Source organism: Chryseobacterium sp. CBo1 (assembly GCF_001693475.1).
Lineage (GTDB): Bacteria > Bacteroidota > Bacteroidia > Flavobacteriales > Weeksellaceae > Chryseobacterium > Chryseobacterium formosense.
The window spans coordinates 142,100-168,596 of record NZ_MAUH01000034.1; the positions used below are offsets into that span (position 1 = coordinate 142,100).

General features: G+C 36.1%; 20 protein-coding genes. All 20 read right to left on the reverse strand.

All coding sequences use genetic code 11. The features are described from left to right. Positions 1-58: 58 nt before the first annotated feature. The 20 genes from BA768_RS15590 to BA768_RS15685 all read right to left on the reverse strand — a co-directional run bounded on the left by BA768_RS15590 (position 59) and on the right by BA768_RS15685 (position 26,302). Complete coding sequence (locus tag BA768_RS15590) at positions 59-1,051, reverse strand: cation diffusion facilitator family transporter (protein ID WP_065721498.1); 993 nt, start codon at positions 1,049-1,051, stop codon at positions 59-61. 229 nt (positions 1,052-1,280) lie between these two features. After that, complete coding sequence (locus tag BA768_RS15595; protein WP_065721499.1) at positions 1,281-2,270, reverse strand: aspartate-semialdehyde dehydrogenase; 990 nt, start codon at positions 2,268-2,270, stop codon at positions 1,281-1,283. 31 nt (positions 2,271-2,301) lie between these two features. Next, positions 2,302-2,739 carry a hypothetical protein gene (locus BA768_RS15600; protein ID WP_065721500.1) on the reverse strand — a complete coding sequence of 146 codons (438 nt, stop codon included), beginning with the start codon at positions 2,737-2,739 and terminating at the stop codon, positions 2,302-2,304. Positions 2,740-2,827: 88 nt separating this feature from the next. Next, positions 2,828-5,554 (reverse strand): TonB-dependent receptor, encoded by a 2,727-nt coding sequence (locus BA768_RS15605; protein WP_065721501.1) that lies wholly within the window; start codon positions 5,552-5,554, stop codon positions 2,828-2,830. Positions 5,555-5,766: 212 nt separating this feature from the next. After that, the gene (gene nadC, locus BA768_RS15610) at positions 5,767-6,627 is read right to left on the reverse strand and encodes a carboxylating nicotinate-nucleotide diphosphorylase (protein ID WP_065721547.1); all 861 of its coding nucleotides are present in this window, start codon (positions 6,625-6,627) and stop codon (positions 5,767-5,769) included. Positions 6,628-6,704: 77 nt separating this feature from the next. Then, complete coding sequence (locus BA768_RS15615) at positions 6,705-7,748, reverse strand: YhcG family protein (protein WP_083206701.1); 1,044 nt, start codon at positions 7,746-7,748, stop codon at positions 6,705-6,707. Positions 7,749-7,807: 59 nt separating this feature from the next. Next, complete coding sequence (nadB, locus tag BA768_RS15620; RefSeq protein ID WP_065721503.1) at positions 7,808-9,385, reverse strand: L-aspartate oxidase; 1,578 nt, start codon at positions 9,383-9,385, stop codon at positions 7,808-7,810. A 29-nt stretch (positions 9,386-9,414) separates the two neighbouring features. After that, positions 9,415-10,044, reverse strand: coding sequence for an NAD(P)H-dependent oxidoreductase (locus BA768_RS15625; protein ID WP_065721504.1), 630 nt, complete (start codon positions 10,042-10,044; stop codon positions 9,415-9,417). Between the two features lie 129 nt (positions 10,045-10,173). Further along, entirely contained in the window at positions 10,174-12,444 is a 2,271-nt protein-coding gene (locus BA768_RS15630; RefSeq protein WP_065721505.1) for a T9SS type B sorting domain-containing protein, read from the reverse strand. 187 nt (positions 12,445-12,631) lie between these two features. Then, a complete protein-coding gene (locus tag BA768_RS15635; protein ID WP_065721506.1) occupies positions 12,632-14,881 on the reverse strand; it encodes a lectin-like domain-containing protein in 2,250 nt (749 codons plus the stop codon). A gap of 156 nt (positions 14,882-15,037) precedes the next feature. Then, entirely contained in the window at positions 15,038-15,514 is a 477-nt protein-coding gene (rnhA, locus tag BA768_RS15640; RefSeq protein ID WP_065721507.1) for a ribonuclease HI, read from the reverse strand. 63 nt (positions 15,515-15,577) lie between these two features. Beyond that, complete coding sequence (gene dnaB, locus BA768_RS15645) at positions 15,578-17,155, reverse strand: replicative DNA helicase (protein WP_034677898.1); 1,578 nt, start codon at positions 17,153-17,155, stop codon at positions 15,578-15,580. Positions 17,156-17,309: 154 nt separating this feature from the next. Further along, the gene (locus tag BA768_RS15650) at positions 17,310-19,379 is read right to left on the reverse strand and encodes a gliding motility-associated C-terminal domain-containing protein (RefSeq protein ID WP_065721508.1); all 2,070 of its coding nucleotides are present in this window, start codon (positions 19,377-19,379) and stop codon (positions 17,310-17,312) included. A gap of 114 nt (positions 19,380-19,493) precedes the next feature. Beyond that, the gene (locus BA768_RS15655) at positions 19,494-21,572 is read right to left on the reverse strand and encodes a gliding motility-associated C-terminal domain-containing protein (RefSeq protein WP_065721509.1); all 2,079 of its coding nucleotides are present in this window, start codon (positions 21,570-21,572) and stop codon (positions 19,494-19,496) included. An 88-nt stretch (positions 21,573-21,660) separates the two neighbouring features. Continuing rightward, positions 21,661-22,896 (reverse strand): MFS transporter, encoded by a 1,236-nt coding sequence (locus tag BA768_RS15660; RefSeq protein ID WP_065721510.1) that lies wholly within the window; start codon positions 22,894-22,896, stop codon positions 21,661-21,663. A 93-nt stretch (positions 22,897-22,989) separates the two neighbouring features. Then, positions 22,990-23,352 (reverse strand): hypothetical protein, encoded by a 363-nt coding sequence (locus BA768_RS15665; RefSeq protein WP_047480866.1) that lies wholly within the window; start codon positions 23,350-23,352, stop codon positions 22,990-22,992. Between the two features lie 134 nt (positions 23,353-23,486). After that, the gene (locus BA768_RS15670) at positions 23,487-23,864 is read right to left on the reverse strand and encodes a hypothetical protein (RefSeq protein ID WP_065721511.1); all 378 of its coding nucleotides are present in this window, start codon (positions 23,862-23,864) and stop codon (positions 23,487-23,489) included. 19 nt (positions 23,865-23,883) lie between these two features. Next, complete coding sequence (locus BA768_RS15675; protein WP_065721512.1) at positions 23,884-25,383, reverse strand: GH3 auxin-responsive promoter family protein; 1,500 nt, start codon at positions 25,381-25,383, stop codon at positions 23,884-23,886. Between the two features lie 112 nt (positions 25,384-25,495). Beyond that, on the reverse strand, positions 25,496-25,750 hold the full coding sequence (locus BA768_RS15680; RefSeq protein ID WP_034677906.1) for a hypothetical protein: 255 nt from the start codon (positions 25,748-25,750) through the stop codon (positions 25,496-25,498). 162 nt (positions 25,751-25,912) lie between these two features. Continuing rightward, the gene (locus tag BA768_RS15685) at positions 25,913-26,302 is read right to left on the reverse strand and encodes a hypothetical protein (RefSeq protein ID WP_034677907.1); all 390 of its coding nucleotides are present in this window, start codon (positions 26,300-26,302) and stop codon (positions 25,913-25,915) included. Between the last annotated feature and the right edge of the window lie 195 nt (positions 26,303-26,497).

Genomic DNA, 26,497 nt, shown 5'->3' on the forward strand with positions numbered 1-26,497 from the left:
GCGCTGAAATCCAAAGAAAAAGCGAGTAGCGAAAGCCGGAAATAGCTCCTGAAAACTCTCAGACTGTATGTTTATCTATGCTTGTTACGTTTGCGGGAGTCCATTTTACCCGTTTTACAAATGGGAGTTCGCGGACGGGACAATTCATGATCTGGCAAACAGGACATGAAATGGTTTTACAATCATCCATATGGAAATTGAATTCTACGGTTCTTTTTGTGTTTTTTGCCAGTAAAATAATGACGTTTTCCATTTCCTGATGGGCCTCACGAAGGCTGTAATAATAGGGTAGGGTAATGTGCGCATCAATGTGAAGGGAAGAGCCAAACTGCTGGATTTTCATGTTGTGAATGTCTATCCATTCTGTTTTTCTGTTTTTTTCTAAAAGGTCTATGATGTTGTTTAAAAGTTCCGGATCCTGTTCGTCCATAATTCCGCGAAGCGATTTTCGAACAATTTTATAACCGATAAAAATGATATAGAATCCGAATAATAGGGCTACGACAGAATCGATCCAGTAGATCTTGGTAAAGTAGACAATTACTAAACTGATAACGACTCCCAATGTTGTAATGGTGTCGGATTGTAAGTGTTTTCCGGAAGAAATTAATACTAAAGAATTTTCTTTTTCACCTTTTTTAATGGAGATATAGCCTAAAATATAATTGATAATGGCTGTTGCGGCAATGATGGCAATTCCCCAGTCTAATTCGCTCAGAACTTTTCCTGTAACCAAACTGTTGATGCCTTCGTAGATGATCATAATTCCGGCGATGGCGATGAGTGCACCTTCTATTCCGGAGGTTACAAATTCTACCTTTCCGTGACCGTAAGGATGGTCTTCGTCTTTTGGTTTTGAGGCTAAATGCAATGAATATAAACCCATAAAAGCACTGATCACATTCACAATACTTTCCATGGCATCAGAAAATACGGCATCGGAATCGGTGAGTTTCCAGGCGATAATTTTTCCGACAAAAAGAATGATTCCGAAAACTGCAATGAGCTTCTGGAAACCTACTTTGTCTTTATTTATTTTCTTTGTAATCATTACTTTGTTTGAAAAATTTTTGAACCATTAAGGTCTTTTAAGGTTTAAGAATTTTTAAGGCAAATATCTGAGATATTTTTTCAGTTGATAGGATTTTATCCTATCCTTTAGTAAGCCGTCGCTTCGGGACTTGTTTTAGCCATCAACTACCAACCAAATTCTACCAACTAAAATAATTATTCGATAAAAAAAAGAATCTCTTTTGGAGACTCTTTTTCTTTTTGTTAGTTTATACTAAGTCGTTTTCTACCAAGTATTCTGCGATCTGTACTGCGTTTGTTGCAGCGCCTTTTCGCAGATTGTCTGCTACAATCCAAAGGTTAAGTGTTTTTGGCTGTGAGAGATCTCTTCGGATTCTTCCCACAAAAACTTCGTCTTTTCCTTCTGAATATAAAGGCATCGGATATTCGTTATTTTTTACGTTATCCATTACCACAACTCCCGGAGTTTCGGATAAGATTTTTCTTACTTCATCAAGCTCAAATTCGTTTTCAAATTCGATATTCACACTTTCAGAATGTCCTCCCTGAACCGGAACTCGTACTGCAGTTGCCGTTAAATTGAATGTATCATCGCCTAAAATTTTCTTAGGCTCTTTCATTAATTTAATTTCTTCTTTCGTGTAATCGTCGTCTGCAAAAACATCACAGTGTGGCAATGCATTTTTGAAGATCTGATATGGATAAACCTTTTCAGCATCCTCACCTTTGATTTCTGCATTAAGCTGATCAACTGCCGCTTTACCCGTTCCTGTTACAGATTGGTAAGTAGAAACAATTACTCTTTTCAGGTCATATTTTTTATTCAACGGACCTAAAACCATGACCAACTGAATAGTAGAACAGTTTGGGTTGGCAATAATCTTGTCTTCTTTCGTTAATACGTGAGCATTGATTTCCGGTACTACCAGTTTTTTAGTTGGATCCATTCTCCATGCGGAAGAATTGTCGATTACCGTAGTTCCAGCTTCAGCGAAAAGAGGTGCGAATTCTAAAGACGTTCCGCCTCCTGCTGAGAAAATTGCGATATCAGGTTTGGCAGCTATAGCGTCGTCGATGCTTACGATAGTATAATCTACCTGTTTATACTTCACCTGTTTACCAATAGATCTTTCCGATGCTACCGGAATTAATTCTGTTACAGGGAAGTTTCTCTCTTCGAGAACTTTAAGCATAACCTGTCCAACCATTCCTGTTGAACCTACTACAGCTACTTTCATTTGAATAATAAAATTATTAAGTTAATATAAATTAAGCTCCGAAGACTCTTGCCCACGGAAATGCATATCCGAATAATGCTACCGCGATCAATCCCATGAATACGATTCCTAAAGAAATGGTATCATTAGATTTTACTTTTTTATTGATGATGGTCATCAAAACTGCTGCAATAAGCATTGAAGCCGGATGTTCTACATATTGAAATCTTGAATAAGCGTTGCTCATCAGTGTTCCAGAATCTAAAGCCGCTTTTACAGCCGGAGAGGTAAACCACAGTACAATCCCCACCAAAAACTGAATATGAAAGAAGATCATGGTGAACAGGGTTGTTTTCTTTAGGAATTTATTTACTTTCCCACTGAAACCAAACATGGTTGCCAAAAGTGCAATAATGAATAAGGCCACCAAAAGGAGTTCAAGATAAGCAAACCCTTTATGAGCATTGATTAAAATTTTGTAAAAATCCATACTTCTATTTTTTCTATTTTTAAAGTATACAAATATAAAAAATCCCAGCGATAAAGCCGGGATTTGATATGTAATAAGTTGTAAATTATTAGAATTTAAATGCAACAGAAGCTGCCCAAGTTCTACCGAATCCGAAGTAAACAGTATTACTTGTGTCTAAACCTTTGTAGAAGTTAGCTGGGTTGTTAATATATGCACTATATGCTGCTTGTGCTTGTGCATCTGTATTAGAAGACGTTTTGAAGTCTGCTAAATCTTTTACATGGTTTGAAGTTTTACCATCAGATATATAAGTAGTATCAAGTAAGTTATAAACATTACCTGTAAATACTAATCGCTGATTTTTACCAAGGTTTACAGTGTAAGAAAGACCTAAATCAAATAAGTTGTAGCTTGGATATTCTAAAGCTCCTTTTTTACCATTATTGTTAATGGATCCATTAGGTTGAACGTAAATATCACTGAAGTTAATTAAACCGTAATAGTTGTTATAGTAATTCCAATTTCCAAACACACTAAGTTGTTTTACAGGTTTTACAGTAAATCCTAAAGCAGCAGTAGTTTGAGCAGCATCTGAAATTTTTATTTTATCTAATGCAAATTCTACTTCATTTTTACCATTTAATGAAATAGGTGTTCCGTTTTCATCATAAAGAGTTCCGACAGCATTACCTTTATATTTCCAATCTCCGATAGAGAACATTGCGTTGAAAGATAAGTAATCTGTAGCTTTTACTGTTCCTTCAAATTCGATTCCCATGTGGATTTCGTGAATACCGGTTAGGTTTGCGTAAGGTCTGTTGTATAAGTTTGTTCCTGTTGCAGGTAAGCTTGGATTAATCGGAACAACAAGTCCTGTAAATCTGTTATATCTGTCTTTCCAAGAAGTATAGTAAAGGTTAACATTAGCATTGAAAATTCCGCTTCTGAAACCATATCCTAATTCCGCTGAAGCAATTTTTTCGTTAGTTAACAATGGATTGACAATTTGTTGATTTCCATTTGCTCTTCCGTCTGTTAGAGGAGAGTTATATACCGAATTGAACAAAGGTTGTTTAGCATAATAACCAATATTTGCAAAAACATTGTGATGGTCATCGATATTATAGTTTGCTCCAGCCTTTGCATTAAATCCAAAAAGGAATTTTGTATCTGTTTTTTGATTAACAGATTGACCTTGTTGGATAGTACCATCTTTTAACCAATTGTCAATTCTCTTGTATCCTTGTTCTGAAACCGATCCCTGAACGAATGCTGAGAATTGGTCTTTAGAGTATTCAAGTTGCCCAAATAAACCACCCCAAAGAACTTCTCCGTCATAGTTTCTATAAACAATCTGATTTTTATCTTTTACTGCTTTTGCAAAAGGGTTTGCTGATGGTGTTGGATTTTGTACAAGAGTGACATCATATCCTCCAGGATTGTTCATGTCATCTTTTTCAATATACTTGTTATTCCCCCAAAGATCTGTTAAGACACCTGGGTGATATCCGTAGTAGTATCTTAAATCAACTCCTCCTGAGAAACTCCAGTTTTCATTGAATTTATGTTGGAAGTTTGATAATATACCGTACCAGTCGTGTGAGTTGATACTTGCTCTTCTGGTTAAACCATTCGTTCTTGTTGCCGTTCCGGGAGTTGCATTAATTGCTGTGTAATTAGAACCTCCATTTGACCAGTTAAAAGTAGTAGTTCCTTGATTCCATGCTGCGATATCATCAAAACGAATTAATCCATTTTCATCCTTGAAAAAAGCATCATTTATACCTTTTGAGTTGGTTGCAGGACCTGTTCCGCTGGTTCTATTTCCTACGATACTACCCATAACACCTGTTCCGCCTCCTCTTCCCCAAGATGCATATAGAACAGTAGATAATTTTGATTTTTCGGATATTTTCCAATCCCAGTTAAATGATGCAACCGGTTTGCTGTAGAAATTGATTGATTGAGACATGATTTCTCCGTTCAAATATCCCCAGTTTGAATTGTATCTTCTGTTAGGTTCATCTACGCCATTTCCGTATTTAATAAATGTTGAAATTGAACTTTGGAAGTTCTGCATGTGCCATTGTGGTGCTCCAGTAAATGTAAATTGGAAATCATGCTTTTCGTTTGGCTGATAACCTAAAGCAAAATAATAGTTGTAAGCTTCGAAATCTGAACCATCAATATAAGTTGCTCCTGCAGTTCTAGCCATTAAGAATGAAGTTGACCAACCTTTTGCAGATTTACCTGTATTATAAGAAAATAGAGTCTTTAAGTAGCCATCATTACCAACTCCTAAGAATACGTTTCCTTCTTTTTTCTTGTCTGCTGCTCTTGTAATGATATTTGTCGTTCCTCCTACAGAAGCAATGGCTAATTTTGAAGATCCCAAACCTCTCTGTACCTGCATTGCAGAAGTTACGTCTGATAATCCTAACCAGTTACTCCAATAAACTGCACCATCTTCCATTCCGTTTACAGGAACACCATTAATCATTACAGCTTGGTTGTTGGTATCAAAACCACGGATATTCATACGACCATCACCGAAACCTCCTCCGCCTTTTGCAGCGTAGATTGAAGGCGTGGATTTCAAAATTTCAGGGAATTCCTGATTCCCTAATCTTTCAACGATTTGTGCTTCTTTAATTGTAGAAACTGCAACCGGTGTTTTTCTATCTTTCGCGATATCGGCAACACCTGTAAGAACAACAGCTTCAATATCTTTTGACCTGGTGTCAGCTGTATCCTGAACCTGTTGTGCATAATAAACACTAGCTGTTGATAATGTAATTATCGCAGTTAGCATCGATTTGTTGATTAATTTCATAATCGTAAGTAATAGTTAGAATTAAATTTTATGCAAAATTCGACAAATAAACTTTAACTATTATTAACTTAATGTTAATTTTTATTGATTACAAATAACATGTAACTATTTGAAAATCAATAATAATTGATAATTATCAATTTTACAGTGAAAAAAATCATATTATTTAATTTTTAATAAAATACATATGTTTTTATTAAAAATATAATGTATTACATAGCAGCTTTTAAGCTTAAATCTATATTTTCTGCAGAATGAGTCAATGCTCCAGCAGAAATATATGTGACTCCGGTAGCAGCAATATCCTTCAATTGATCTCTTGTAATTCCACCAGACGCCTCACTTTCGCAAGAACCATTAATTAGTTTAACGGCTTTAGCCATTGTAGCAACATCCATATTGTCAAGCATGATTCTGTCGACCTTTGCATTGATGGCTTCCTGTACTTCTTCGAGATTTCTTGTTTCGACTTCGATTTTGAGTTTTTTCTTCGATTTCTTCACATAATCTTTTGCCATTTTTACAGCATTGGTAATGCTTCCGTTATAATCAATATGGTTGTCTTTCAGCATAATCATATCGTAAAGTCCGTATCGGTGATTGGTTCCGCCGCCGATTGCGACCGCCCATTTTTCGCAAACCCTGAAATTCGGAGTCGTTTTTCTGGTGTCTAAAAGTTTTGTTTTTGAACCAATTAATCTCGAATCCCAATCATGTGTTAAAGTTGCAATACCGCTCATTCTTTGCATGCAATTAAGAACCAGCCTTTCTGTTGAAAGAATTGATCTTGCACTTCCTGTAACGATAAAAGCAATGTCGCCAACTTTTGCCATTTCACCGTCTTTGATGAAATTCTCTATTTTCAGATTTTTATCGAAGGTTTTGAAAATGATTTCCGCCAGTTCAACTCCTGCCAAAATGCAGTTTTCTTTTACTAAAAGCTTTGCACTTTGCTGTAAATCTTTAGGAATTGTAGACAATGTAGAATGATCGCCATCCTGAATGTCTTCTTCCAAAGCATTTTTGATGAATTGTTTTAAAACTTTATCTGTGGCGTAGCTTGGTCTTTTCATATGTGGAGATTTTTTTAAGGTCATGTGTAATCGCAGCTTTTTAATTGCTTTTGTGTTTATGAATCACGATGATTACATTATTGTAATTTTTTTAATTCGTTTTCGACTTCTTCTATTGACGGAAGATGAGATTTAAGGTTTTCGGGTAATACTTTTTTCAGCTCATAGGAAGAAATTCCTAATGGTTTGTGAAGATCAGTTAGAGAATATTCTGCAATAATTTCATTTTTGTCTTTACAGATGATCATCCCAACTGTTGCATTGTCGTTTTCATCTCGCAATTGTTTATCAACAGCAGTCACATAGAAATTAAGCTTTCCGGCAAATTCAGGTTCAAAATGCCCGGTTTTCAGTTCTATTACTACATATCTTTTTAGTTTAATATGATAAAATAGTAGATCAATAAAAAAAGATTGATTGCCAATAGAAATTTCAACCTGTTTTCCTACAAATGCAAAGCCGTTTCCCAATTCTATCAGGAACTTAGAGATATTTTCTGTCAGAGCATTTTCTAATTCCCTTTCTTTATAGTTCTCTGTAATATTGATGAAATCAAAAATATATGGGTCTTTCAGTGTTTCACGGATCAGATCGCTTTCATAATCAGGTAATGTCTTTGAAAAATTATTAATTGCTTTTCCTTGGCTTTCAATAAGATTACTGGAGATCATATTCAATAAAACTGCTCTGCTCCAACCATTTTCTATGGTTTTTTTGATGTAAAAATAAGCTTCTTCTGGGGTTTTGCATTTTGTTATTAATGCGAGATGGTGTCCCCATGGAATCAGAAAAATAGTATTGTTTAAATCGTCAACAACTTGTTGACGATTTTCATTGTCTTGATTATAAAACAGATAGAATCGTTTGCAGTATTTTAAATTGCTTTCAGAAAAACCTTTTATTTCGGGAAATTCTGTACGTAAATCTTTACTTAATTGTGAAAAGAAGCCGGAGCCATACGTATTCTCAAAATTTCGTTCGGAAATTTCCTTTCCCAAATCCCAATACATTTCTATCAGAGCAGAATTCACCTGAATGGCGGCTTTGATCTGGCTTTGCTGAATTTTTTGTTTTAAATCTAAAATCCAACGGATATATTGTTCATTGCTTTTTTGTAGCATATTCAAATTTAATATAAATTCTAAATCTGACGTTTTTAGGATTTTTTAATAATAATCAATTATGCCTGAACTAAATCTTTGTTGTAAAATGCACCTTTATTTTGAGTCATTTCCATTGATTGGGTAATAATCAGATGCGCAACGGTTGTTAAATTTCTTAATTCTGAAAGTTGGGGTGAAAGAATAGAGTAGTGGTAAATTTCATCAACGGCAGCTGCAATTTCTGCATGTTTCTGAAGTGCCATTTTCAGTCTTCGTTTGCTTCTCACAATTCCTACAAGATCGCTCATCATTTCCTGAAGCTGTTTTCTGAGGTAAGAAACGATGACCATTTCATCGATGATTTTCATTCCTTCTTCATTCCATTCCGGAACAGCTTTTAGATCATCAAAATTGAAATTGTTTTCTTTTAATAATTCTACCGTTTTCATTGCAGCGTTGTGACCGAAAACAAGACCTTCCAATAATGAGTTGGAGGCCAATCTGTTCGCTCCGTGTAATCCTGAGTTTGTACATTCACCAACGGCAAATAGATTATTGATAGAAGATTGTCCGTCTTTATCGGTTTCAATTCCGCCCATCAGATAATGGCAAGCCGGAACTACAGGAATCAGTTGGGTAAAAGGATCAACTCCTTCATCTTTACATTTTTTATAAATATTCGGAAAATGCTCTAAAAACTTTTCATGATCCATTTCTCTGCAATCCAAGCCTACATATTCATCTCCTGTGATTTTCATTTCGGCATCAATGGCTCTTGCAACGATGTCTCTTGAAGCTAATTCTTCTCTTTCATCGTATTTATGCATGAATTTTTCGCCTCTTTTGGTTCTTAATTTTGCGCCGTCGCCACGAACTGCTTCGGAAATTAAAAACAACATTCCATCGATTTTGCTGTATAAAGCTGTCGGATGGAATTGATAATACTGCATATTGGTTACTTTACCTTTTGCACGGGCTACGAAAGCAATTCCGTCTCCGGTTGCAATGGTCGGATTGGTAGTGTTTTTATAAACGTGTCCCGCACCTCCTGTTGCTGCTAAAGTAATTTTGGAAGTAATTTTTTTGATAGATTTGGATTTTTCATCTAAGATATAAGCTCCGTAACAATTGATTTCGCCTTCATTCAGTTCTTTTCCCGGAACATGGTGTTGTGTTATAATGTCGATCACGTAGTGATGATCGAGAATTTCAATATTGGGGCTGCTTTTTGCGGTTTCGAGTAAGGCTCTTTCGATTTCAAAACCGGTGATGTCTTTGTGATGTACAATTCTGTTTTCGGTATGACCTCCTTCTCTTCCTAAGGCAAATTTTCCGTTTTTCATGTCGAAATTTGCGCCCCATTCAACGATTTCGTTAAATCTTGCAGGTGCTTCTTTCACAACCATTTCAACAACATCAAGCTTGCTTTCGCCGTCTCCGGCTCTCATCGTATCGTCGATGTGCTTCTGAAAATTATCATTTTTCAAATCGGTAACGACAGCTAAACCGCCTTGTGCATATTTGGTATTGCTTTCGTCTTCGTCAGATTTTGTTACAATGATTATTTTGGCATCGGGAAACTGTTCAGAAACTTTTATGGCATAAGATAATCCGGAAATCCCGGAACCAATCACTAATACATCCGCTTTTATCATAGTTTTGCTTTAAGACAATTGTCTAAATATTAAATAAATTTAAACAATTTTTCGTTTGGTTTTCTTACTTTTTTCATGTGTTGGAAATGATCTTCTTCAGAACGATAACCTAAAGCCAAGGTAACGGTCACTTTTTCTCTATCAGGATCAATATCCAAAATCTCTTCAATTAAATCCTGTCTGAAACCTTCCATCGGGCAAGTGTCGATATTTTCTATAGCTGCAGCATACATCAGATTGGCTAAAACAATGTAAGATTGTTTTTCTGCCCAGTTGAAAAGTTCGTCCTCGGTTTTCTGGCTGACGTGCTGATTGATGCTGTTTTTAAAAAGATCAAGCTTCCCGAGTTCAATATTTCGTACTTCGGAAATGTGATTGAAATAGCCATTGATATAATTTTCTTCAATCAGTTTTTTTGAAACAATGACTACCAAATGTGAACAGGTGGAAATCTGCGATGGATTGTAAAATGCCGGAATCAGTTTTTCTTTCATCTCTTTGCTTTCTACCACCAATATTTTGTAAGGTTGCAATCCCAAAGAGCTTGCCGCCAGTTTTCCAGACTCTAAAATGCTGAGAAGAGCTTCCTGAGGAATAATAAAATCAGGATTAAATTTTTTTACAGAATATCTTCTGCTTAAAGCTTCCAAATAATTCATAAGACAAATTTAAGAATTGATGCCGAATAAAGGTTGTTTTAAGTAAAATATCTATTTGTAAATTTTCTAAATAAAAAATCACTCCCCGAAGGAAGTGATTCAAAAAATTAAGTATAGTATGAAAAAAAATTATTCTCTGTTTTTTACCATAATCCAACCTGTAAGTTTTACAGGAGTTTTGGTTTTGTTGTTTTCATTCCAGGTTACAGAATACCAGTAGCTTCCTGTAGGAACTTTTCTTCCGTTTGCGGTTCCGTCCCATTTATACTGATTGGTTTTGTCTCCTTGATGAAGTTTTGCTCCGTAACGATCATAAATGTTAAAGACTAAATTAAGCTTATTGCCTAAAGCAGAATAGTCTACGACATCATTGCGACCATCGCCGTTTGGTGTAATTACATTGATGATGTTTGGTACCGTTACATCTACTACCATAGGTTCGCAATCGTAAGCATCTTTTACAAAAACCTTATGAATTCCTCTTGAGATATTGGTAAACACATTAGAGTCCTGCCAGTTTACATTATCCAAAGAATATAGGTAAGCTGGTGTTCCGCCGTTTGCATACACTGTAATTGTTGTAGCAGATACGTCAACTGATGTAATTACTGGCTGTTCTGATGCAAATATTTTTACATCTTGCTTCACGGTACAATCTCCTGTTTTCAGCTTTACCCAATATGTTCCTACACCAACATTCGAAATTGTCTGTGTGGTTTCTCCCGTGCTCCATTCGTAAGCATCGAATCCTGTACCTGCATCCAATGTGGTTTTATCTTCGATGCAAATAATCTTATCTTTTAAGATTTCTGAATAAACCGGTGGGATGACAGTCAGTGTCACTTTAGCAATTGCATAACATCCGTTTGCATCGGTTACTTTGATGTAAACAACACCGCTTGGAGCAGTGTATGGTTGCGGAGGTGTAATCTCATTGGTTCCATTAATGGCATCCTGTAAAGACGGATAGTAATTTTTTGTAACCCCTGTCTGCGTTGTTACAGGTGCATTGGTAAGATTGAATGTCCCCATCGAAACATTGTTTTCAAGGAAGCAGCTTCTTAAAGTTGCATCATTTACCGTAACTACAGGATAGTGGTTTAATGTAATAACTGCATTATCCGTACATCCTTGTGAGGTAGTAACTTTCACGTGTACGGTACCTCCGGCTGCTGAAGGGTAATTTGACCAGTTCAGAATTTCTCCCGTACCTGCATTTAAATTTGCCAAAGTAGGGTAATACTTTTTCGTTACCCCGGGTTGTGTGGTGACTGCGGCGGTGCTAAGGTCGAAGTAAGCCAGCCCTTCATTATTGTTATTACAAGCGGTTATTGTAGGATCATCTGCAGCAAAAGGGCTCGGATTTAACACAATTCTTCCGTCACCATTATCACAAAGTGTAGAAGTCGGATCTTTTACCACCACTGTAATTGTTGTATTTCCTGAATATTGAAAATTGTTCGGGAAAGCAATTGGAGTAGGATTTCCTAATACATAATAAGTGATGATGTAATTTGAAGGATTATTTACAAACTGATTTGCATAAGATGTTAAATCAATAAACCCATTTCCGGTTGCCGGGTTTGTACAAACAAAAGGTGTAATTGTAGACTGTAGAATTGGAACTTTATCGATGAAAATCTTCGCATTTTTTATTGAATGTCTTGCGCTCGCAGCTCCTGTACCAGCAGAAAAGCCGAAGTATCCCTGTGTCATACCGATTGCACCGCCCGATGGAGCAAAAGAATTGTCTACAATTAAAACACCGTCTATTCTTATCTGAATTTTCCAATTATTAATATTAGCAGGATCTACTTCTCCATTTACTTCCACATGTTTGTAAGTCGCTCCCACGAAAGGTTGTGTGGGGTTCAGATCCGGTGAATGAAAGGTGCTGTTTGCGGTCATGTTATATTCGATGTTCGGACTTCCGGCAGGAACATTATTTGTCCCATACAGAAGGTGAACCTTACTCATTTGTCCTTCCGTACTGTTATTGAATATATCAAATGCCACCATTAATCCGTTTGCGTTGGCAGGAATTCCAAGTCCGCCACCGGTAGTAAATCCTGTAGGAGGATTGGATAGATACCAGAATGTAAGACCATCACCTCTTCCGTAAGAGGTTGTTCCGTTTCCGTCAATTCTGAAATCAAATTCAACTTTCCATTTATCGCAATATTTTAGGTTGATCGGGTTGGACAGTTTAATAGCACCAAACTGGCTGGTCTGGTCTGCTGTAAGCTGTACAAAATCACTTGTTGCAGAAGCTGACGGAACAATATCCCATCCTGTGGTATTAATAACAGGGGTTCCGGTAAGCTGGTAAGTTTGTGCTGTAAAATCTGAGTTGATGATTGATAAAACGAACAAAAAACTGAGGAGTAAAACTTTCTTCATTTTTAACTTAGAGATTTATTGTTTGGTAAAATTATCGGTTTTTTTATTTTAAATAGTGAGATCTAAAGCTTAGAAGTAGCAATAGAGTACATCATGAGTCATTATTAAAAGCTATGTTTTTAATAATAGGGTTGAGAAATTCAAAATTTAAAAAGCACCACATAGATATAGTGGTGCTTAGTATAAATTATTCTCTGTTTTTTACCAATACCCAGCCATTGTATTTGGTCTGTGTATTGTCGCTTTCAGTCCATGTGATGGTGTACCAGTAAGTACTTGTTGACAATTTTTTACCTCCGGAAGTTCCGTCCCAGGTGTAATTTCTAAATTTGTCAGCCTGATATTTCATGTTTCCGTATCTGTCATATACTGTAAAGACAAGATTTTTCTTATAAGCAAGAGCGCTGTAATCGATGAAGTCATTTACATTATCTCCGTTTGGCGTGATTGCGTTAATAAGATTCGGTACTGTAATCTGAACTTCGGTAGGTTGGCAATTGTAATAATCTTTTACAAAAACTTTTACTTCGCCTCTTGGAAGCCCGGTAAATACATTAGAGTCCTGCCAGTTGAGACCGTCTAATGAAAACTTATAAGGTGCTGTTCCTCCTGAAACATTTACAGTGATTGTATTGTTAGCAATATCGATAGTAGAAATCACAGGAGTATTTGCTTTTTTTACATTTACATTCTGTAAAGTATAGCATTTTCCTGTTTTTAAAAGAACCCAATAGTTTCCTACTGCAACATTTGTAATAGATGATGTTGTAGCTCCCGTGCTCCATTCATATCCGTCAAATCCAGGACCTGCATCCAACGTTGTTCTTTCATCAATACAAATGATTTTATCTTTTAAAATAGATGATTTAACGGGAGGTAATACCTTTAGTGTAATTTTTTTAATAATAAAACATCCGTTTGTTCCTGTGATCCTTACAAAAACTTCTGTTGATCCTGAAATATGTGTTGTTGCAGGAATAATTTCATTCGTTCCGCTTAATGCGTTGGATAATGAGGTGTAAAACTTCTTAGTAATGCCTGTTTCATTTGAAACATTTGCCGTTGTAAGATCAAACAAAGCTGTTGAGGTGGCATTTTCTATAAAACAAGATTCTAGTACGGCATCAGTAGATACTGGCAACGGATGGAAAATCAGTGTGATCTCAGCGTTTCCGGTACAACCTTGTGGTGTTGTAACCTTTACATATACTTTTCCGGGTCCAGAAGTGTAGGAAGTGTAGTTGGTGATCTCATTTGTATTTGCGTTAAGATCAGCAAGAGTTTTATAATATTTTTTAGTAACTCCGGGAACAGCTGTCACATTAGCTGCTGAAAGATCATAAGTTGCGGTTGTAGCTCCATTATTGTTGCAAGCATAGAGATTGACATTATTTGCCGTAAATGGAGATAGCGTCAATAAAATCTTTCCATCCGGGTTGTCGCAAAGAATCGATGCATTATCCCTAATAATTACATTTACAGTAGTATTTGCATTAAACTGAAAATTTGTTGCATTAGAAACGGGTACGCCTCCCACCATATAGGTAAATGTATAGTTTGCAGGGTTTGCAACAAACTGAGAATTAAAAGAGGTTAAATTAACTGTTCCGTATCCTGTAGTAGGATTTGGGCAATAACTCTGTGTGGCAGTCGGATTTAGTAGACTTACTTTATCAGTATAAATTTTAACATTTTTAATAGAATGTCTGGATCTGTTTCCTCCGGTAGAAGCTGAGAAGCCAAAATATCCGTTAGTCATTGCTGCGGCTGTTCCTGATGCAGTAAAAGGCTGATCGCAGATAAGGTTTCCGTCTATTGTGATTTTTATATTCCAGGTATTTGGTATCGAAGTGTTTACCTGAGCTGTAACTTCAACGTGCTTATAATTGGTTCCCTGAAAAGGCAGGGTCGTATTCATATCCGGGGAATGAAAAGAACTTCCCGCAGTATTAAAGAACTCTACGTTATTGTTGTCGGTTGTGTTTTGTACCTGTCCGTAAGCAACGTGTACCTTGCTCATTACTGCCGTGGTTGTGTTGTTATACGTGTCAAATCCTACAATGAGACCGATTGCATTCTGAGAAACTCCAAGACCAGAACCCAAAACACTTGCTACAGGAGGATTTGCTAAATACCAAAAAGCAATACCATCTCCGTTGGCGGTTTGGTTAGAATCCATTCTGAAATCGAATTCAACCCTCCATTTGTCGCAATATTTCAGGTTGATGGGATCATTAAGTCTGATCGACCCAGATTGATTATTTGTATCGGGAGTTAACTGAATAAAATCACCTCCGGTTCCTACAATTGTTGGAGAAACCATTGTCCAGCCAGTTGTGTTAATTGGCACTCCTGTGAGTTGATAAGTTTGGGAAGATAATTTCCCGGAAATACAAAGTACAAAAAGGGTAAAATAAAACAGTAGTTTTTTATTCATTTATTAGCATACTTTAATTAGACGCGTAAAGATATTAAATCTCAACCAATAAATATATAAATGCTGTTAATTTTGTAAAAAAGTTTGATTATTTTGTAATAAAAAATATCAATGATAACGAAAAGTTGAATATGATAACTGAGATTTTAGTCTTATTCAAAATAAAGAATTGTTTTCAGTACCTTCGAAATAAGTGTCTATTTCGAGGTTTTCTGAATTTGCAGCAGCAACTGCAAGCTTATCGCAAAGCTCGTTTTCAAAATGTCCTGCATGGCCTTTTATCCAGTGCATTTTGGGATTGTGCAGATTGTATAATGTTACAAATCTTTTCCAGAGATCGGGATTTTTTACGTTTTTCCAGCCTCGTTTTATCCAACCGGAGATCCAGTTTTGGTTAATGGCATCAGAAACATATTTGCTGTCGGTAAAAACATGAATGTCATTCTCCGTAGATTTCAGTTTTTCCAAAGCAGTAATCACAGCCAAAAGTTCCATTCGGTTGTTGGTTGTTTTTCTGAATCCTTTAGAGAATGTTTTCTGATAATTTTTTTCGGGAACACGCATTAGGATTCCATAACCTCCTTTTCCGGGGTTTCCGCTGCAGGCTCCATCTGTGTATATTTCTATTCGCATTGAGGTTGAGGCTAAGGCTTAGGTTAATTATTATTTAGATTAAATTTTACCTTAACCTAAATATTAAAAAGGAAAATCTTCTTCATCGTCAAAATCATTCATCGAAGATCCTGAAAGTTTAGAACTGTCCGGAAGATCGAATGCTGCTCCCGGTTGAATGGTTGTTTTAATTTTTTCGAAACCACTTGGCTCTCCAAAAGAAGAATTGTACCCCATTCCGTTGGTTGCCTCTTCAATATTCCCAAATTTTGCAAAATGCTTCAGGAAAGATAATCTTACATCTGCAGTTGCACCATTTCTGTGTTTTGCAATGATCAATTCTGCCTGGTTTTCTGTAGAGGTTTCTGCTCCGTCTTCATCATTATCCCAAACCGTAATTTTATAATATTCGGGTCTGAAAATAAATGATACAATATCCGCATCCTGCTCAATCGCTCCCGATTCCCTTAGATCTGAAAGTTGAGGTCTTTTTCCGGGACGCGTTTCCACACTTCTTGACAGCTGCGAAAGTGCAATTACAGGAACGTTCAATTCTTTTGCAATGGCTTTTAATGAACGGGAAATCATCGAAATTTCCTGTTCACGGTTTCCACTTCCTTTTCCGCCTCCTCCTGCGGTCATTAGCTGAAGATAATCGACCATGATCAGTCTTACGCCATGCTGCATGACCAGTCTTCGGCATTTTGCTCTGAAGTCGAAGATGGAAAGTGAAGGGGTTTCGTCAATATATAGAGGTGCATTTTCAAGTTCAGATACATTGGAGAATAATCTCTGCCATTCTTCGTCATCCAGCGTTCCTTTTCTTAATTTTTCTGAAGAAATTCTTGTCTCGGAGGCAATCATTCTGGTAATCAACTGTACCGATGCCATCTCGAGAGAGAACAATGCCATCGGGATTTTGTACTCAACGGCAATATTTCTGGCCATTGAAAGGATAAATGCTGTTTTCCCCATCGCAGGACGTGCAGCAATAATGATGAGATCGGAATTTTGCCAGCCACCGGTTTCTTTGTCTACATCTCGGAATCCTGACGGAACTCCGGAAAGTCCTTCCTTATCTTTTAAAGATTTAATCGTATCAATTGCTTGTTTTACCAATGAATTGGCGGTATCGAATCCTTTTTTAATGGTTCCGTTGGTAATTTCAAAAAAAGACTGTTCGGCTTTATCTAAAAGTTCAAAAACATCTGTTGACTCTTTGTATGAAGAATCGATAACGTTGGCTGAAACATTAATCAAGCTTCTCAAAATATATTTTTCAAGAATGACACGAACGTGATATTCGATGTGGGCTGATGAACTTACACCCATTGTAAGCTCAATAATATAATGGTCACCACCTGCCTGATTGAGTTTATCAGTCTTTTTTAAATCCTGAATGATCGTCATGATGTCAACAGGCTGATTGGCTTCGTATAATTTTAATATGGTAGAAAAAATTACAGAATGTCTCGGATCATAAAAAACTTCCGGAGTAAGCAGGTCGATAGAATGGTCGAGCCCTTTTTTATCAATTAAAAAAGTACCGATTACCAATCGTTCGAAATCTACTGCATTGGGAGGCATTTTTCCATCTGCAATCGACAATTCTCTTGCAAAGTTTCCTTGTGTAAGAGATGATAGTGTTTCTTTCTGCGCCATATTGCAAAGATAGTTTTTTTAGAAAATAATCTGAAAAGAGTAATTAAGAATTATTGTTGATAACTCTTAAAATACGAGTAATGAAGGCAGTTATTTTATGTTAATAAAAAAATCACCCCATTTCTGAGGTGATCTTATTATTATGAAAAATGTGCTATTCTCTGTTTTTTACAAGTACCCAACCGTCGTATTTAGTAGGTGTACTGTTTTTGTCATTTTCATTCCATGTAATGGTATACCAGTAAGTTCCTGTAGGGATTTTTTTACCTCCTGAAGTACCGTTCCATTTGAAATTTCTTATTTTATCAGCTTCATAGATCTTATTTCCGTATCTGTTGTAAACTGTAAATACAAGATTCTTTTTATAAGCTAAAGCTGAATAATCAACTTCGTCATTTACGTTATCTCCGTTCGGAGTAATTGCATTCACTAGATTAGGTACAGTAATCTGGATTTCGGTCGGATTACAATCATAAGAATCTTTTAAGAAAATTTTATTTTCCCCTCTTGGTAAACCTGTAAATACATTTGAATCCTGCCAGTTTGTTCCATCTAAAGAATATTGGTAAGGAGCAGAACCTCCTGATGCATTTACTGTAATTGTATTATTGTTGATATCAAGACTTGCAATGACAGGTTGTTGCGAAGGATATACATTTACTTGCTGAAGCGTGAAACATTTTCCTGTTTTTAATTTAACCCAATAAGCTCCTACGCCAACTCCAGTAATAGATTGTGTTGTAGCTCCGGTGCTCCATTCGTATCCGTCAAAACCTCCTCCTGCATCTAAAGTTGTTTTATCTTCAAAACAGATCGTTTTATCTTTAAGAATTGAAGATTTTACCGGTGGTGAAACTTTTAAATTAATTTTTGTAATGGCAAAACATCCGTTTTCGTTTGTTACTCTTACGTATACGTCTGTATTTGATGTAATGTAATTGTTAGCGGGAATAATTTCATTTGTTCCGGCTAAAGCATTAGCCTCAGATGTAAAGAATCTTTTTGTAATTCCTGTCTGAGAAGTTACATTAGCCTGAGTAAGGTCAAATGATGCTTTTGTAATGTCTCCCTCAATAAAGCAAGATTCTAAAAACGCAGGTGTAAGAACAACAACGGGGTGGAAACTTAATGTAATCGTAGAATCATCCGTACATCCTTCAACAGAAGTAACTTTTACATAAATTGTTTTTGGAGCAGACACGTATGCTGTGAAATTCGTAATCTCATTCGTACCTGCATTCAGATCTGCCAGTGTAGGATAATATTTCTTGATAGCAGTAGCATCAGCGAATACATCTGCTGTCGTAAGATTAAATGTACCTGTACCGGCGCCATTGTTGTTACAAGCCTTTAATGTAGCATCTTTAGCTACGATATTTCCTTGTTTGAATTTAAATTTTCCGGTTACAAAACATCCGTTAATAGGATTCGTCGGACTTGTGGGATCAGTATATTTTAATCGGTAATAGTAAATAGTTGTCCCGTCTACAACTGCGGTTGTTAGAGGGTTGTTTCCGGTAACGGCATCATTTGTCTCATCGTGATAAGTCACTGAAAAGTTTGGATTTCCATTAAGAATTCCTGCCGAAAGAGTGGTGAAATCAAATGACATTGGAAGTGCACATTTTAAAATTTCATTAGGCTGCGCCGGATTAGTGGCATTTGGAACTCCCGGAGTAATGAATGGATTTGGAGTCAAAGTCGGATCATTGAAAGCTGAGGTTAAAGTGGCTGTACCTCCCCAAGTAAGAGAGAATCCGTTTGTTGAACCATCCCAGTTATCAATAACCAGATAGTAGGTTTCTCCTGCGATTACATCCATATAAGGACTCATGGTGTCAACAGCACTAGGTCCGGTCGGAGATAGGGTAAGTGACAATCCTGTTGGGCCATCACTACCGTCGTAGTTACAACGTATTGGAGGGCTTAATGCGCCACAGGTTTGGTTTGGTCCATACACTCCGAAGTCGTAATCTGTCGCAAATACATTAGGATTTATTACAAAAGTCAATGTTCCGGAGGTTGCGACTGTAAAGGTGTACCAAGTTGAGTGATTCTCATCAGAGGATAAACAACCCATCAAGTCTTCATCAACAAGACCCGGCCCATCCGAGGTATAAGAAATGTCAGAATTACCACAGACTGGCATTGCTGAAACACAGTCAGATTGTGAGTAGTATAATTGTGATGTTATTAAAATAAAAAAGAGTAATAATTTTCTCATTTTCTAAATGATTTTAAATACAAATTTAACAAAAATATGCTTAAACAGATTAATTATTATGTAAAATCAAAAAAAAGCCACTGAAGAGTGGCTTTTATAATTGTATTATTTATTTTATTCTCTGTTTTTTACTAAAACCCATCCTGAGAATTTTATTGGGGTTTTGTTTTTATTATTTTCGTTCCATGTTACAGAATACCAGTAGTTTCCTGTAGGAGCTTTCTTGCCTCCATTAGCAGAGCCGTCCCACTTGTAACCATTGGATTTATCGGCTTGGAAAATTTTCGTTCCGTATCGGTCGAAAATACTCAACACTAAATTCTGCTTATTAGATAAAGCCGAATAATCGATGAAGTCATTTACTCCATCTCCGTTTGGAGTTATTACATTCGTAATGTTAGGAACAACAACAGTAATTTCAATCGGGTTACAATCATAACTGTCTTTTACATAAATCGTGTGATCTCCTCTTGTAATATTTGTGAAAACATTAGAATCTTGCCAGTTAACATTGTCAATCGAATATTTGTAAGCAGGAGCTCCGCCAATTACCTGTACCGTGATTGTGCTGTTAGAAACTTCAATATTTGATACAACAGGCTGTTCAGATGCAAATACTTTTACTTCTTGTTTAGCAGTACAGTCACCTGTTTTTAGCTTAACCCAATACGTACCCAGTCCTACATTTGAAATTGTTTGCGTCGTTTCACCGTTGCTCCATTCATAAGCATCAAATCCGGGACCTGCATCCAGTGTTGTTGTGTCTTCTGCGCAGATGATTTTATCTTCAAGCACAGTTGAATAAACCGGAGGAATTACGATTATATTAATTTTAGCAATATTGTAACATCCTTCTGCATTTGATACTCTCACATAAACAACACCATTCGGAGCAATATAAGGTTGCGGTGGTGTTATTTCATTGGTTTGATCAATAGCGTCCTGTACAGAAGGGTAATATTTTTTAGTCATTCCCGACTGATTGTTTACGATGGCTTCATTTAGATTAAATTCTCCCATTGTAGGAGTTCCCTCTATAAAACATGCTCTCAGAGTAGCTTCTGTTACGATAATTTCAGGATAAAAATTCAGCTTAATCTCAGCAATATCAGTACATCCGTATGGTGAAGTTACCAAAACAAAAACAGAGCCTACAGCAGATACGTATTGATAAGGGTTTGTAATTTCGTTCGTGTTATTATTCAAATCTGCTAATGACGGATAGTATTTTTTTACAACAGTAGGATCGTTAATTACATTTGCTGTGGTTAGATCAAACATTGCTGTTCCTGCATTATTGTTGTTACAAGATGTTAAAGTAGCATCCACAACATTGATGGCACGCTGAACAAATTTGAATGTTCCCGGAAGTCTGCATTTGCTTATCGCTCCACCAGGTGCACTAGGATCAGAATAAGTGATTACATAGTAATAAACATCGGTTGTGTTTACAGGCAATACTCCTAAGATCGGATTGTTTCCGTTAAGTGCATCATTAGAATTTTTATAATAACTCACTACGAAATTCGGGTTGTTATTAAGAATACCTGCTGATAATGTGTTAAAATCAAAAGTCGGTGGTTCATTACAAACAATTACTTCATTTGGTGAAGTAGGAGTAGGCCCTGCATCTCCCGGCGGAATAAACGGATAAGGCTGAAATGCAGAATTAAAAGGTGATACCAATGTTGCTGTTCCTCCCCAGACTAGTTGAAATCCGTTAGCACTTGATAAGAAGTTATCAATAACCAAATGATAAGTCTGACCTGCGATTACATCCAGATATTGACAGAAAAGCGGACCTCCTCCGTCTGCAGTGGTATTTGTACTGGTCATATTCAGACCTGTTGGTCCGTCGGCGCCGGAATAATTACATCTAATGGGTGTCCCTAAATTATTACATGCTTTATCCGGGCCATATACAGCCCAATCATAATCATCTGTAAAAACATTAGGATTAATTACAAATGTTAAGGTTCCTGATGTTGCAGCTGTGAAAGTGTACCATACTGAGAAATTCTCATCATCGCTAAGGCAGCCTCCCAGGTCTTCTAATATATCTCCCGGTCCTGTTGGGGTAAAGGAAATAGGTGAATTTCCACAAACCTGTATCGTTCCTCCACAGTCTGAGCTCGATTGACTGAAAACAGCTTGGGAAATAATCATCAAAAAAATGAGTAGAAATTTTTTCATTCTTGAAATATTTTTAATACAAATGTAAAGAAATTATTAATCTTAAATTAATTTTCATTGCATATTCTTACATAACGTTTGGGAACGATTAATATTGCATTCTTCTTAATTTAGGATTGGTGGTTCCTACAATAAGGGCGATCAAAACAGTCATGCTGCCGCCAAAAACGACCGATCTCACGACTCCTAAAAGCTTGGCCATCAGTCCGCTTTCAAATTGCCCCATCTCGTTGCTCGACATGATGAAAATTGAATTGACACTTAAAACTCTTCCCCGAATATGATCCGGAGTCTTCAGTTGAACAATTGTTCCTCGAATAACCACAGAAATTCCATCCAGCATTCCGCTTAAAACCAAGAACATGAATGAAAGCCAATAATAATGCGACAGTCCGAAACCGATAATGCACAATCCGAAACCGGCAACCACAGTCAATAAGATCTTTCCCTGATTTTTTCTTAACGGTACTAATGATAAGGTGGTGATGATGATCATCGAGCCAATATCTGAAGCCGCATTGAGAAAACCGAAACCTTCTGCTCCCGATTTTAAAATATCGGTGGCGAAAACAGGAATCATGGCAACTGCTCCTCCGAAAAGCACCGCAAACATATCCAGACAAAGCGCTCCGAGAATTTCTTTGGTTTTAAAAATATAAGAAATTCCTTCACGCATACTTTCCATTACTTTGATTTCTTCTTTTTTGTACTCCGAAAACTGAGGTTTAAGCTGCCAGAAAAATACTGAAGCGACAACTAAAAGTGAAATGACCACCATTAATGTCCATTTAACGCCAAAAAAACCAATCAAAAATCCTCCAACAGCATGACCGCAAACGGATGAAACCAAAAATGTTGCCTGATTTAATGTAATAGCGCTCGGAAGATTTATTTTTTCAACAATTTTAGGAATCATGGAAGGAACAATTGGTCCGATAAAAGCTCGTGCAATTCCCGTAAAGAAAATGACTCCGTAAATAAAATAAGTAATTTCGTGCCCTGTGAAATGAAGTTCCACATCAAAAAATGCAGGAATCATCAATAAACTGATCAGAAAAACATACACGTAATTGCAGATCAGAAGTAGTCTTTTCTTTTCATTCATATCAATCACATGACCTGCATACAAAGCACAGCTTACCGCCGGAATTACTTCAGAAAGGCCGATAAGACCGATCGAAAAAGGATCTTTTGTCAACTGATACACCCACCATCCGAGTAAAGTAGCAAGCATTCTGAAGGCTAAAACAATAAAAAATCTTCCCGTAAGAAGATTTCTGAATTCAACATTTTGTAATGTTTTGAGCGGCAATAAAGAAATCATGCACAAAAATAGCCTTAAATATTCATTTAAGGCTATCTGTATTTTTAATTTTCAAATGATAAATAAAATACCACCTGAAAGATTTTGTCTATTTTAGTCTGCTCTCAAAGAACTGATTACAATCGCAGCAGCACCTGCAGCTCCAATCAAAACGGCACCTCCTGCAACTCTTGCTTTTGATCTGTCTTTTACAGAAGCTACATTAGATTTTGGGATAATTACTTCTGTACTGTCTTTTTTTCCTGCAGTTCCGATCAGGTTATCACCATCTACATTACGGAAAAGGAATTTTTGTTTTTTTGAACCATCTCTCGGAGTTACCACATAGATTTTTCCTGCCTGAAGAGTTGAGTAATTATTCTGCGCAATATCTTCGCTGTACTTTGTTGTTGCACAAGATGAAATTACAAATAAAGACGTTAATAATGATGTTTTTAAAAGTACAGATGCTTTCATTATATTTTTTTAGTTTTCCAAATTTATAATTTTTTTTGAATATACGTTTTCATTAAAAAGAAAATCTCATATTTTTTTATAAGATTTTAATCTAAAATGAGACAATTTTATATTTAAAAGATAATTTAGCTTAATTAATTTGCGCCACTTCCAAATGCAGCAGCGGTATCGGCTACAACATCTGTAGCTTTTATCATTACGACAACCAAAGTAGTTAAAGCGGCAATTCCTCCGCCGGTTGCAACAACTGCAATTGCTGTTTTGTCTTTTCTTATCTCTGTAATATTGTTTTTTGCAATGAAGATTCTTTCATTTTTTCTGGTTCCAATAATGCTGTCTTTAGAAATGGAAGTAATGACCATCGGAATTTTACTTCCGTCAGTCTGAAGAAACGTATATTTATTTCCGGCTTTTATATTTTTATAATTATCAGGATTTTTAGCAGCACTATATTTCAAAGAACTACAGGAAGTAACTAAGATGATGATTAAGACAGATAAAATACTTTTCATGATAAATGATTTTTGGTGTTTATTTTTTATAGGCTTTCAATAAATCTGCAATTTTTCTGTCGTTTGCGAGTCTTGGGATTTTATTTTGTCCACCCAGTTTTCCTTCAGATTTTGCATATTCCTGAAAAGCATTCTTTTGAAGCTTGGTAATATGAAGTTTCTGCAAAATACTTCCTGAAATCAGATCATCATAATAAGTATTGCGTTTTCTAAGCTGATTATCTAATTCATTTTTAAATAAATCTAAATTCTCAGGCTCTTTTTCAAACTCAATAAACCACTCGTGATAAGGCAAACCTTCTTCAGGATTCACTTCCGGAGCCAAATGGAATTCAGTAATCTGAGCCGGAAACTTTTCGACAGTCGATTTTATAGCTTCTTCCACTTCAAAAGCAATCACGTGCTCACCAAAAGCCGATGTGAAATGTTTCGTTCTTCCACTTACCAGAATTCTGTGCGGATTTTTATCAATAAAACGTACAACATCACCAATTGAATATGCCCATAAACCTGAATTGGTTGTGAGAATTAATGCATAATCTTTATTAAGCTCAACATCTTTTAAAGTTAATCTTTGAGCATTCGGTTTTCCGTATTGTTCTAAAGGGATAAATTCATAGAAAATTCCGTGATTCGTTAAAAGCAGCAAACCTTCTTTGGTATAATCGTCCTGAAACGCAAAAAAACCCTCCGAAGCCGGAAATGTCTGTACAATGTCTACTTTTCCGCCTAAAAGTTCTTCCATTTTATCGCGATAAGGTTCATAATTTACACCACCTGTAACGATGAGTTGAAGATTTGGGAAAATCTGCTTGATTTTTTTATCGTTTTTTTCGATCAGCTTTTCAAAATACATGATCAGCCAGGGCGGAATTCCTGAAATCAGCGTCATGTTTTCTCTCTCAGTTTCTTCTACGATTTTATCGACTTTAGTTTCCCAGTCTTCAATCATATTGGTTTCCCAGCTTGGCAAACGGTTTTTCTGAAGATAATTTGGGATGTGATGGGCTACAATTCCTGAAAGTCTGCCGGTTTTTACACCAAAAACTTCTTCAAGCTCAGGACTTCCCTGTAGAAAGATCATTTTCCCGCCAACAAAATCGGCATTGTTTTTTTTAGCAATATAATGGAAAAGTGCGCTCTGTGCTCCCTTTATCTGAAATGGCATTCCTTCTTTAGAAATAGGAATGTATTTTGAACCGGAAGTTGTGCCGGAAGTTTTGGCAAAATATTCGGGAGTTTCTGTCCACAAAATATCTCTCTGTCCACGCTTTGCTTTTTCGATAAAAGGTTTCAGATCTTCATAATCTGCAACAGGAACTTTTCCCTGAAAATCTTTTACAGACTGTATGTTTTCAAAATCGTACGTTCTTCCAAAAAGAGTTTTTTTAGCCGTATCAACAAGAGATAACAATAGTTCGTCCTGATTTTTTTCTGCATTTTTCTTGAATTCTTCTGCTTTTTGAACATGTTTTTTTGCCCAAATCAACGCCGCATTTTTCTTTAGAAAGTTTAACATGGTTCAAATTTATAAATAAGTATAGAATCCAGAGAAAATATTTGAATAAAAAAACCGATGATCCTAGGCATCGGTTTATTGAAATTTGATTATGAATGACAACTATATGTTGTTATTTGTTTTGTTTATACCTTTTGTCTGGAGTTCCGTCTTTCTTCAGCATTTTATTTTCTTTATATCTTTTGTCGGGAGTTCCGTCTTTTTTCAGTTTTTGTGCTGGTTTTACTGCTTTTGTTTCGACCGCTTTCATTGGTTTCGTTGTTGTTGCAGTTTTTGCTGCTGAGCTTTTTGTAGCCGGAACAGCTTGTTGAGCAGTTGCAAATCCCAATCCTAAAATGATGGACATTGCCGTAAGAAATTTTTTCATTTGTCTTATTTTAATTAAGTAAATGTAAGGAAAAACTCATTACAAAAATTCGTTTATCAAAACTTAACTAAATTTTATAAATTATTAAATTCCAATTAATTCCAAATAAAAACCCGCCTCCAAAAAAGGAAACGGGCAACATATGAATGAGTTATTATTATATTATCTTGTACAGTTTGCTCTCCAGGTTTTACCATCTGCGGTATAGAGCATTTTCAATTCATTATTGTCGATTCTCACATATACCAATGCATTAGAATTTACCATAACCAAAGTGTTATCACCTTGTTTTTCAAATTCAAGACCATTCAGATCGGGAATTCCGTTTGAGAATCTGAAGTTGTACTTAGTTCCACTTGCGATTTTTGTGACAAAAACTTCCCCGTTATCCGTAGAAATATCATTGTCATTATCAGTATAAGCGATACTTCCTTTGTAAGTTCCTGCAAAGAAGTCGTTGTCTGCAGGATCATCATCGTTATTACATGATGATAGTGAGAAGGCCGTGAAAAGAAGTACGAATACCCCTAGAATTTTGAATACATTTTTCATAATATTATTTTTTGGTTTGTGACAATTGAATTTCCAAAGATTGTGCCCAAATTGAAATTGCGAATAATTTTAACTTTTTTTAAACAAATTTTTCTAAAAATTAAGAGAATTGCATTTTTGGGTTGAAATTTGATTGATTTGACCTAAAAGGTTAAAAATAAAAAATAACGTATCTTTGGCATAGTTAAACGGTTT

Bases quoted from the DNA above. Each gene is read 5' to 3' on its own strand.
- BA768_RS15685 (WP_034677907.1), bottom strand. From the start codon at position 26,302: ATGAAAAATGTATTCAAAATTCTAGGGGTATTCGTACTTCTTTTCACG.
- BA768_RS15600 (WP_065721500.1), bottom strand. From the start codon at position 2,739: ATGGATTTTTACAAAATTTTAATCAATGCTCATAAAGGGTTTGCTTAT.
- BA768_RS15655 (WP_065721509.1), bottom strand. From the start codon at position 21,572: ATGAAAAAATTTCTACTCATTTTTTTGATGATTATTTCCCAAGCTGTT.
- BA768_RS15675 (WP_065721512.1), bottom strand. From the start codon at position 25,383: ATGTTAAACTTTCTAAAGAAAAATGCGGCGTTGATTTGGGCAAAAAAA.
- BA768_RS15670 (WP_065721511.1), bottom strand. From the start codon at position 23,864: ATGAAAAGTATTTTATCTGTCTTAATCATCATCTTAGTTACTTCCTGT.
- BA768_RS15605 (WP_065721501.1), bottom strand. From the start codon at position 5,554: ATGAAATTAATCAACAAATCGATGCTAACTGCGATAATTACATTATCA.
- BA768_RS15680 (WP_034677906.1), bottom strand. From the start codon at position 25,750: ATGAAAAAATTTCTTACGGCAATGTCCATCATTTTAGGATTGGGATTT.
- dnaB (WP_034677898.1), bottom strand. From the start codon at position 17,155: ATGGCGCAGAAAGAAACACTATCATCTCTTACACAAGGAAACTTTGCA.
- BA768_RS15635 (WP_065721506.1), bottom strand. From the start codon at position 14,881: ATGAATAAAAAACTACTGTTTTATTTTACCCTTTTTGTACTTTGTATT.
- BA768_RS15650 (WP_065721508.1), bottom strand. From the start codon at position 19,379: ATGAGAAAATTATTACTCTTTTTTATTTTAATAACATCACAATTATAC.
- nadC (WP_065721547.1), bottom strand. From the start codon at position 6,627: ATGAAAAGACCAAGCTACGCCACAGATAAAGTTTTAAAACAATTCATC.
- BA768_RS15665 (WP_047480866.1), bottom strand. From the start codon at position 23,352: ATGAAAGCATCTGTACTTTTAAAAACATCATTATTAACGTCTTTATTT.
- BA768_RS15625 (WP_065721504.1), bottom strand. From the start codon at position 10,044: ATGAATTATTTGGAAGCTTTAAGCAGAAGATATTCTGTAAAAAAATTT.
- BA768_RS15595 (WP_065721499.1), bottom strand. From the start codon at position 2,270: ATGAAAGTAGCTGTAGTAGGTTCAACAGGAATGGTTGGACAGGTTATG.
- nadB (WP_065721503.1), bottom strand. From the start codon at position 9,385: ATGATAAAAGCGGATGTATTAGTGATTGGTTCCGGGATTTCCGGATTA.
- BA768_RS15660 (WP_065721510.1), bottom strand. From the start codon at position 22,896: ATGATTTCTTTATTGCCGCTCAAAACATTACAAAATGTTGAATTCAGA.
- BA768_RS15630 (WP_065721505.1), bottom strand. From the start codon at position 12,444: ATGAAGAAAGTTTTACTCCTCAGTTTTTTGTTCGTTTTATCAATCATC.
- BA768_RS15615 (WP_083206701.1), bottom strand. From the start codon at position 7,748: ATGCTACAAAAAAGCAATGAACAATATATCCGTTGGATTTTAGATTTA.
- rnhA (WP_065721507.1), bottom strand. From the start codon at position 15,514: ATGCGAATAGAAATATACACAGATGGAGCCTGCAGCGGAAACCCCGGA.
- BA768_RS15590 (WP_065721498.1), bottom strand. From the start codon at position 1,051: ATGATTACAAAGAAAATAAATAAAGACAAAGTAGGTTTCCAGAAGCTC.